Here is a 7,164-nt window from a genome sequence, read left to right on the forward strand (position 1 = left end):
TAGGTTTCATTTACGAACAGAGTGCAGCACTTTGCTCCGCAATTAAACGTTCTTCGTCGGTGCGTGATACAAATATAGGTAAGCTGTCTGTTGATTGAATGGCGCATACATTGTCAGTAATGTCGCGATTGAGTTCTTCATCAATTATGAAACCGAGACCATTAAGAAGGGCCACAGTTTCTTTCCGAATAAATACCGAGTTTTCGCCAATACCGCCTGTGAAGATCAGACCGTCGCATTGAGTCAGCGCAATGCGCATGCCTGCGATATATTTGGCGAGACGATAGCTGAACACTTTTAACGCGAGTTGGGCATCTTTGTTTCCTTTAGATGCTTGTTCCTCAAGTGTTCGGCAATCGTTTGAAATGCCAGATAGACCAAGAAGGCCGCTTTGTTTGTTCAAGATTTTATCAATCTGAGTACAGTCATAACCTTGTAAACCTAAAAAGCCGATAAGGCCTGGGTCTACGTCACCACTTCGGGTGCCCATAACTAATCCCTCAAGCGGTGTCATGCCCATGCTGGTGTCAACGCTCTTGCCATTCTCGATCGCGCATACACTTGCGCCGTTACCAAGGTGTGCAGTTATAAAGGAGCAATTTTCAATAGGTTTGCCAATATGTTGTGCGGTCGAACTAGCTACATATTGATGACTTGTTCCATGAAACCCGTATCGTCTTACGCCGTACTTAGTATAAAACTCGCTTGGTATCGCATAGCGATATGCGTGCTCGGGCATAGTTTGATGAAACGCTGTGTCAAAGACAGCAACTTGCGGTACCCCAGGAAACTGACTTTGCAAAAGTTCTATGCCAGTAATATTTGCTGGGTTATGTAAGGGCGCGAGTTGAATGCATTGTTTAATTTCCGCTAACACAGAATCGTCGATGAGCGTTGCTTTATTAAATCGCTCGCCGCCATGAACAACGCGATGCCCGACAGCAATTAATGAATTGCTTAAGTTAAATTCGCAGTTGAGTGCGTCAACAATTGCTTGAATTGAGTCGCCGTGAGAAGCATTTGGCGTGTCAAAGCTTTGCCTATTTCCAGAAAGATCTTTTGAAATATGCCTTGCATTGGTGCTATTAAGTTCTTCAGCGAGACCGGTTTGTAATGGGGTGGCGTCGCCTACGGCGTATAACGCGTACTTTAATGAAGAGCTACCGCAATTAATGACAAGTACGTGTTTTGAGCTCATAGTTTTCTTCCGTGTGTGATTAAGCTGCGGTTGCCTCTAGTGCTATTGCAGAGCATTCATAATAAATGTCGTTAAAGGTTTGCCCATCTAAGCCCAGTTCGCCGAGAGCCTTCCAGTCTATTTGTTCAAGTAAACCTTGTTCGAAAAGCAGTGTAGATTGCAATATTAAACCTTGCACGCCTTTACGTTCCATCAGTGCAGAGCGCATTGAGTCTTTAATTGGAATACTTTCAATAACTTGATCGATAGGTTGGTCAAAAAACGCGTCTAAACAACTGAGCAGACCAGTTGTATAGAATTCATTCTGTAAATCTGAACTTACAAAGTCCGCGAGTTTTTCACAGGTCATTGCACGAACAATGGCGATGTATTGTAGTGCATCAGGCTTGTTATCAAGTTTGCTCAACGCAAGCAGTGTTGCCCAACTTTTAATGCGCTTTAAACCAAGTAAGGCGACAGCTGATTTAATTGAGTCAATTTCTTTCGTGCGTCGATAAGCGGCTGAATTAATCAATTTCAGTAACTTAAAACTGATAATGGGGTCTTGGCTTATAATATCGCTGACGTGGTTTATGTCTATATTGGGGTCTTGGAGTTCAGCGATTAGCCCAAGTACCGATATTTGGTTGGTGTTTAATTTTTTACCCTTAACCAATTCAGGCTTAGCAAGAAAATAACCCTGAAACAACTCAAAGCCTAAATCGGAACAAAGTTGAAACTCTTCGTGAGTTTCAACTTTTTCGGCAAGCAAAGTGACGTCGAAGTCCTTTAGATAGTCGACTGATTGTCGCAACTCATCTTCACTCAAACTAGGTAGATCGATTTTCACGATATCGATATAAGGAAGCAGAGGTTTGTAGTGAGGTGCTTTTACTACGTCGTCCAGCGCAATCGTATAACCGACTTTCTTAAGCGCAATGACGCGCTTTATGAAGCTTGGAGTAATTTTAACGTGCTCAAGGATTTCGATGACCACCATGTGAGGATCAAAGATGGGCTTTTCCATTAACAGTTCGCCTGAAAAGTTAATAAACGCGGGTAATCCACACGTCACAAATTCTAGGTCCGTTTCAGTGAACAGGTTTAAAAGCACGTTTGATGTTGCGCTGAGATCGCAGAAAAAAGTTGCTTTATTTTCTTCGTTATCCCTGAAGAGTAGCTCGTACGCATGTACTTCTTTTTGTCGATTATAAATAGGCTGACGAGCCAATAAGACGTCTTGTTTTTGCATAACTTCAGGTAAATACGCGATGAGCTCTATGAGTGAGCATTTGTTTTTGTACGCTTGAATTATTAGTGTAGACGAGCTTATGAACTTTGCGGAGGTCTGTGAGCACAAAACCTAAAATAACAAAATTCAGGCACAAAAAAACCACGTTACGGAAACCGTAAGTGGTTAATTTGCTAACGAAGAAAGTGGCATCCCGTAGGGGAGTCGAACCCCTGTTACCGCCGTGAAAGGGCGGTGTCCTAGGCCTCTAGACGAACGGGACACATCTGTACTTCGTCGAAGTGGCGCGAATATTAGGCGCAATGTTTTTTCAAGTCAACAAAAATAATTAAAGAAATTAAAAATTATCTAATACGCTCTAAACAGGCCTTTAAATTGTTCGCTGTGTAATCAAATCCGGCTAAAAGTCCTTTCGATTCGATGAGCTTAAAGTAGTTAATTGCGACATCAAAATGGGAGTCTGGTGTCTCAGCAAGTACGCGATCAATGTTGAAGCTATTATTAATTCGTAAAATCGTTTCGTAACGAATTTTATTCTCACCGGCACAATAATAAAAACCAAACTCATACATATCTTGAGCAGGCGCCCCATCGCGCTCATGGACAAGTTTTGCACATCGCGCATAGTTGCTGTTGATAATAGAGTAGGCGTTTAAGATGCCTTCATCACTAATCAGTTGATAAACCTGTTTAATACGCGAACTGGCATTCTTGGTTTTTTGGGGGAGGTTTTTAAGAGCTTGATCCTCACTAACCCCACGCTGCGCGAGCTGGGCAATTGTAAGCTGCTCTGCGCTCAATACGCTGCATGAAATATAGCTGTGTTCAATGAAACTACTTTGCGCGCTGTTCGTATCGGTAGATGCGTGAGCGTTTGTTAAAGTGGCTAATGTGATTAGATAAGTTAATACTTTAACAAGGTGTTGATTACGCAAGTTCGACTGCCGGTTTAAAAGACGCCTATCTCTTATGCTTATAGATCTGAGAAAGTGCGTCGTGAATTTCAGGATATTTAAAACTATAGCTTAAAGCCTGAAGCTTATCCGAAACAACATCCTGATTTCCGAGAAGTAAATCGCTACGCTGACCAAAGATCCATTTCGTCACAATAGTTGGCATTTTCAATAGTAGAGGGCGCCTAAGATTTTGAGCGAGTACGCGGCTAAATTCCTGATTAGTCGTGTTTATAGGGGCGACAGCATTGAATGCGCCTTCCATTGATTGATCATTGATAGCCTGATGAATAAGTTCAACCAGGTCTGAAATATGAATCCAAGACATCATTTGTTTGCCATCACCTATCACTGAGCCGGCGCCTAATATAAAACTCGGATAGAGCTTAGCGAGCATTCCGCCATCTCCGGACAAAACAATAGAGATCCTTAATACTGTCCTTCGCTCGGATCTGATTGTCGTAGCAGCTTGCTCCCACCCGCTGCACAAGCTTGCGGCGAAATCGCTCCCTCTAGGACTTGTTTCGCTACACTGAGTGCCGTTATCTGAACCGTAGTAACCAATTGCTGAACCGGATACGAGGGTTTTAAAGGGCTTTGCTAGACGAGCCGACAGATCTGCAAGTTGTTCAGTTACTCCGATTCGTGAGCTGCGTAGAACCTGCTTGCGTGACTCGGTCCATGGGCGATCGACAATTGGCTCACCCGCTAAATTAATCACGTGATCGATTATCGTGTCGTCGCTAATATCATTTAAGTTGCTAATCAACTTAAGGTTCGCTGTGACCTTATCGAGACGTTTTGGGTGCTTTTGTCTTGTTAATACAAGAACTGTGATGCCGGCTGGTAGCGACTTAATAAATGTTGAACCTATCAGTCCAGTACCACCAGTGACCAAGTAATCATAATGTGTTTGCATTGTCGCATCCTGTAACATGGCAAGTTCAGTATGAATCGCTACGCCTTGATCTGACTTATAGTTTACTTTGCACGATTGTCATTAGCGCGTCGCGAAACTCAGGCAACTCCCCAATAGCGGGTAGAAGTTTTATATCGACCGACAGATCGTTTTTGATCTCTTTAATCATGTTCGGCACATCTTTCTTCAAGTGTCGGCCTGTCGCGAAAAATAAGGGGAGAACCTGTATTTGCTCGTATCCCTCGCTCGCAGCGTGTGCACAAACGTCTTGCAGGCTAGGCTCGCTTAGCTCCATAAAGGCTAAGTCGGCTTGATCAAATTGCTCGCGCAATGTTTTTGTCATATCAAAAAAGGCGTCGGACCAACTCGTATTACTGCTTCCGTGAGCCAAAAGAATAATTTTTGTCTTCATGTATTTTCCTGAAAGTAGTTCTGCTCGACGCTACGGATGAATCGTCATGTCCGATTAGTTTCATGAGTTATATTGGGTATTCCGTGCGCGATGAACCATCAACTCTGGTATCTGAACACAGTATTCTATATTTTGAATACCCGCAGAGGCTAGGCATAGATTAAAATGCTCGCGCTACAACAAATGTTTTAGGAATTGGTTATGAGTTTCAAGGGTACAAACGAATACGTCGCTACTAGTGATCTTCAAATGGCTGTTAATTCGGCGATTACATTGCAAAAACCTCTACTAATTAAAGGTGAGCCTGGCACGGGTAAGACCATGCTTGCTGAGCAGTTAGCAAAATCCCTAGACGCTCGTTTGATTCAGTGGCATATCAAATCAACCACGAAAGCGCAGCAAGGTTTGTACGAGTACGATGCAGTATCTCGCCTACGTGACTCTCAGCTTGGTGTCGATAAAGTACACGACATTTCTAACTACATTGTGAAGGGTAAACTGTGGGAAGCATTCGAGGCAGAAGAGCGTGTCATTCTGTTGATCGATGAAATCGACAAAGCTGATATTGAGTTTCCAAATGACCTCTTACTTGAGATCGACAAAATGGAGTTTTATGTTTACGAAACACAAGAGCGAATCGTTGCTAAAAATCGCCCAATTGTTCTCATCACGAGTAATAACGAAAAAGAACTGCCTGATGCATTCTTGCGCCGCTGCTTCTTTCACTATATTGATTTCCCTGATGCCGAAACCATGCAGAAAATCGTTGAAGTGCATTATCCAGACATCAAAAAAGAGCTTCTTAGAGATGCTTTAGACGTGTTCTTCGACGTGCGTAAGGTACCAGGCCTTAAGAAGAAACCATCTACTAGTGAATTGATAGATTGGTTGAAACTCCTAATGGCAGACGAAGTAGGTGAAGCGCTTTTACGCGAACGTGACCCTAGCAAAGCGATTCCACCAATGTATGGCGCATTGCTCAAAAATGAACAAGACGTACAGTTGTTACAGCGCTTAGCGTTTATGGCTCGACGCAAGGGGTAATCCATGCTGATTGGCTTTTTTCAGGAAGTTCGCAGAAATAAGGTTCCTGCAACCATTAAGGAGTTGTTGGATCTTATCAATGCGCTTGAGAACCATCTCGCTTTTGCGTCGATCGACGACTTTTATTACTTGAGTCGTTTGTGCCTAGTAAAGGATGAGAAAAATTTCGACAAGTTTGATCGTGCTTTTGAGAGCTACTTCAAAGGCATTGAAGCTATGGATGAGTTGTTAAACGAACTGATTCCCGAAGATTGGTTAAAGTCTGAGCTTCAAAAGTTTCTTACTGACGAAGAGAAAGAAGAAATTGAATCTATGGGCGGTTTTGAAGAGCTCATGGATGCCTTGAAAGATCGTCTCGAGAATCAAGAGAAAAAACACGAGGGCGGCAACCGAATGATTGGCTCTGGTGGTACCTCACCTTTCGGCCAAAACGGTTACAACCCTGAAGGGGTTCGAATTGGTCAGAAGAAAGGGCGCCATGGGAAGGCTGTAAAGGTATGGGAAAAACGCGGTTATAAAGATTTGGATGGAGATATAACGCTCGGCATCCGAAACATAAAGGTCGCTCTTCGCCGTCTTAGAAAGTTTGCGCGCCAAGGCGCCGCTGATCAGTTGGATCTTGATGATACAATTCGTTCAACAGCGCGTAATGCTGGTTTTCTCGATCTCAAGCTTGTGCCAGAACGCCATAACGCAGTGAAGGTTCTTTTATTCTTTGATATCGGTGGCTCTATGGATCCTCATGTCAAAGTATGTGAAGAACTATTCTCCGCTGCTCGTGTTGAGTTTAAGCACATGGAGTACTTTTACTTCCATAACTTTATTTATGAGAGTGTCTGGAAAAATAACCTGCGACGCAGTAATGAGACAACCGCGCTTTATGATGTGCTGCATAAGTATAGCTCTGACTATAAGGTAATTTTCGTAGGCGACGCCGCAATGGCTCCCTATGAAATCACGCAAGCAGGTGGCAGTATCGAGCATTGGAACGAAGAGGCGGGCGCTGTTTGGATGCAACGCGTGACCGATCACTTTGATAAGGTTGTATGGATTAACCCGCTGCCAGAAAACTATTGGGGAACAGGCGGTTCGCTAGGCATTACACGCGAATTGGTTGAGGATCATATGTACCCAATGAGTATCGAGGGTCTTGAATCAGCAATGAAGTACCTCAGTCGATAACAAGCCTGCCTCTGCCGCAATTGTAGAAATACGTAAATATTAACTGAACCTATTAACCAATTCACAGCGCGAAGTCTTCATGTTGGTAGACTTCGCGCTAGTCCCGTCTTTTTGGCGTTTATTCAAAAATCATATAGGTATCAGGTCCTTGAAGTTACTAGCTATAGTAGTGACTAGCTGTCTTCTGTTGAGTCAGGTAGTCCACGCGAATAGTGATCAGACTCA

The 7,164-nt window shown here is 43.3% G+C and carries 7 protein-coding genes and 1 tRNA gene; 2 read left to right on the forward strand and 6 right to left on the reverse strand.

The genetic code is table 11. The annotated features are described in order from the left end of the window. Positions 1–10: 10 nt before the first annotated feature. From A3739_RS23535 to A3739_RS23560, 6 genes are all read right to left on the reverse strand, one after another. A complete protein-coding gene (locus tag A3739_RS23535; protein WP_068479696.1) occupies positions 11–1,198 on the reverse strand; it encodes an acetate/propionate family kinase in 1,188 nt (395 codons plus the stop codon). 19 nt (positions 1,199–1,217) lie between these two features. After that, positions 1,218–2,429, reverse strand: a complete 1,212-nt coding sequence (locus A3739_RS23540) for an EAL and HDOD domain-containing protein (protein ID WP_068479698.1) — start codon at positions 2,427–2,429, stop codon at positions 1,218–1,220. A 186-nt stretch (positions 2,430–2,615) separates the two neighbouring features. Then, a tRNA-Glu gene (locus A3739_RS23545) sits at positions 2,616–2,691 on the reverse strand. 82 nt (positions 2,692–2,773) lie between these two features. Then, positions 2,774–3,364, reverse strand: coding sequence for a hypothetical protein (locus tag A3739_RS23550; RefSeq protein WP_068479700.1), 591 nt, complete (start codon positions 3,362–3,364; stop codon positions 2,774–2,776). Positions 3,365–3,389: 25 nt separating this feature from the next. After that, positions 3,390–4,301, reverse strand: coding sequence for a TIGR01777 family oxidoreductase (locus tag A3739_RS23555; RefSeq protein WP_068503042.1), 912 nt, complete (start codon positions 4,299–4,301; stop codon positions 3,390–3,392). Between the two features lie 55 nt (positions 4,302–4,356). Beyond that, positions 4,357–4,713 carry a sirohydrochlorin chelatase gene (locus A3739_RS23560; RefSeq protein WP_068477186.1) on the reverse strand — a complete coding sequence of 119 codons (357 nt, stop codon included), beginning with the start codon at positions 4,711–4,713 and terminating at the stop codon, positions 4,357–4,359. A 201-nt stretch (positions 4,714–4,914) separates the two neighbouring features. On the opposite strand from A3739_RS23560, the gene A3739_RS23565 reads away from it, so the two are divergent. Next, the gene (locus A3739_RS23565) at positions 4,915–5,757 is read left to right on the forward strand and encodes a MoxR family ATPase (RefSeq protein ID WP_068479702.1); all 843 of its coding nucleotides are present in this window, start codon (positions 4,915–4,917) and stop codon (positions 5,755–5,757) included. 3 nt (positions 5,758–5,760) lie between these two features. Then, positions 5,761–6,939 carry a VWA domain-containing protein gene (locus A3739_RS23570; RefSeq protein ID WP_068479704.1) on the forward strand — a complete coding sequence of 393 codons (1,179 nt, stop codon included), beginning with the start codon at positions 5,761–5,763 and terminating at the stop codon, positions 6,937–6,939. Positions 6,940–7,164: the final 225 nt, after the last annotated feature.

The organism is Oleiphilus sp. HI0067, assembly GCF_001635735.1.

Bases quoted from the DNA above. Each gene is read 5' to 3' on its own strand.
- A3739_RS23560 (WP_068477186.1), bottom strand. From the start codon at position 4,713: ATGAAGACAAAAATTATTCTTTTGGCTCACGGAAGCAGTAATACGAGT.
- A3739_RS23555 (WP_068503042.1), bottom strand. From the start codon at position 4,301: ATGCAAACACATTATGATTACTTGGTCACTGGTGGTACTGGACTGATA.
- A3739_RS23540 (WP_068479698.1), bottom strand. From the start codon at position 2,429: ATGCAAAAACAAGACGTCTTATTGGCTCGTCAGCCTATTTATAATCGA.
- A3739_RS23570 (WP_068479704.1), top strand. From the start codon at position 5,761: ATGCTGATTGGCTTTTTTCAGGAAGTTCGCAGAAATAAGGTTCCTGCA.
- A3739_RS23535 (WP_068479696.1), bottom strand. From the start codon at position 1,198: ATGAGCTCAAAACACGTACTTGTCATTAATTGCGGTAGCTCTTCATTA.
- A3739_RS23565 (WP_068479702.1), top strand. From the start codon at position 4,915: ATGAGTTTCAAGGGTACAAACGAATACGTCGCTACTAGTGATCTTCAA.